Below are 1618 nucleotides of genomic sequence, written 5' to 3'. Positions count from 1 at the left end.
GAACTGGATTAAAGAACCCGTGAGATGGATAACTACCGAAAAAATGGCCATTTACTCGTTAACAGTAGTTAACGTATGGTTAGGAATCCCCTTCAACTTTATATTGCTTTATACTGGGATGCAGCAGATTCCTGAAGAACTTTATGAAAGTTCTGAAATAGATGGTGCAACAGGTTGGCAGAAAGTAGTTTATATTACTCTTCCCATGTTGAAACCTGTGGTAATAGCTACATTCATTTTAGGATGTATCCTTACCTTTAAAGTCTTCGACCTTGTTTGGATAGTGACAAAAGGAGGTCCTGGAGGAGCATCTCATCTACTGAGTACTTTTTCTTATTCTCTTGCTTTTGATAGATTTCAATTTGGAAAGTCCGCAGCAGTTCTCGTATTAATGCAAATAATCGTGGTTCTGTTCATAGGATTCTCAAATCGAATGAAATGGGAAGAGAGGTGAGATTTGTGAAAAAGAGAGCGGGATGGAAGTGGAGTGCTTTGGTTGCCGTAGTAGTTGCTTTAATAGTTTCTCCCCTTTACTTTATTGCCATAGGAGGATTTATGTCTACTGAAGAAATCTTTTATAAGCCTCCTTATCTTTTTCCTCCAGAACCAACGCTACAGTATTACAGAGAAGCCTTTTTTACGCTCCTTCCTTACATCAAGAATAGCTTTATACTTTCCTTTGGAACGCTTCTCTTGACCCTAATTGTTGCTCTACCTGCTTCATTTGTTGTAACCAAATTCGAGTTTTCTATGAAAAGTTCCTTGAGTTTTCTTTTTGACTTTGTCCAGATGATACCGTACACAGCGGTTATTATTCCTCTATTTTTGATGTTTACAAAAATGAAATTGATAAACTCTCATTTTGGGGCAGTACTTGCTCTTTCGGTATTCTTAGCGCCTTTCGCAATCATAATCTTGAGGTCTTATATGGCCTCTATTCCCTCAGGCTTAATCGAGGCTGCTCTTATAGATGGAGCTGGATATTTTAAGATATTTACAAACATTTTTCTACCCTTATCGGCACCTGGTATAGCTTCCGTTTCAATATTGGTTTTCCTTCTGGCGTGGGGTAATTTTATTGTCCCGCTTGCTTTTATCAAGGAAGAAAGTATGCGCCCAATTAGCATTGGACTTTATGTTTTCATTGGTCAGTATGGGGTTGAATGGAACAAGCTCATGGCGGGAAGCATGATATATACAATTCCCCCTCTTATTGTAGTCCTTTTGGCTGGGAGAGCTATTGTTGCTGGTCTCACCGCTGGAGCATTCAAAGAATAGATGGAGTTGAAAAGGGTGATCTTTGAAAGAAGGGAAAACAAACTCGTTGGAGGGACAGGAAGATGGGTTATCTATATTGAACCTTTTGAAGGAGATGTTCTACGTTTTTGAAGAGCGAAGAGTAAGAAATTATTGAGGAGAATCGGGCATTTTTTTTCTCAGCTGGCGGTGTTAATGAAAATCATCATTGAACCCCACCGAGCGATGATTCGTAATGGGAAGGTCCAGCTAGGGATGAAAAGCGATGGTGATATAAATTATAGTGGTGCAGAAGATAAAGCACTTTGGATTGTGTCCTGTATCCTTGTAAAATAAAAAAGTGGATGACAATTATGGTAAT

2 protein-coding genes are annotated in these 1618 nt (G+C 38.9%); both read left to right on the top strand.

The genetic code is table 11. The features are described 5' to 3' along the window. A partial coding sequence (locus tag GXZ17_RS06210) for a carbohydrate ABC transporter permease (protein WP_409376424.1) occupies window positions 1-454 on the top strand: 454 nt, incomplete at its 5' end. 5 nt (window positions 455-459) lie between these two features. Further along, window positions 460-1278 carry a carbohydrate ABC transporter permease gene (locus tag GXZ17_RS06205; RefSeq protein WP_409376423.1) on the top strand — a complete coding sequence of 273 codons (819 nt, stop codon included), beginning with the start codon at window positions 460-462 and terminating at the stop codon, window positions 1276-1278. Window positions 1279-1618 lie beyond the last annotated feature (340 nt).

The organism is Candidatus Sordicultor fermentans, from assembly GCF_012728195.1.
In the GTDB taxonomy this organism is placed as follows: domain Bacteria; phylum Atribacterota; class Atribacteria; order Atribacterales; family Caldatribacteriaceae; genus Sordicultor; species Sordicultor fermentans.
The sequence above is the reverse complement of the archived record's forward strand: the minus strand, read 5'-3'. Positions and strand labels throughout refer to the sequence as shown.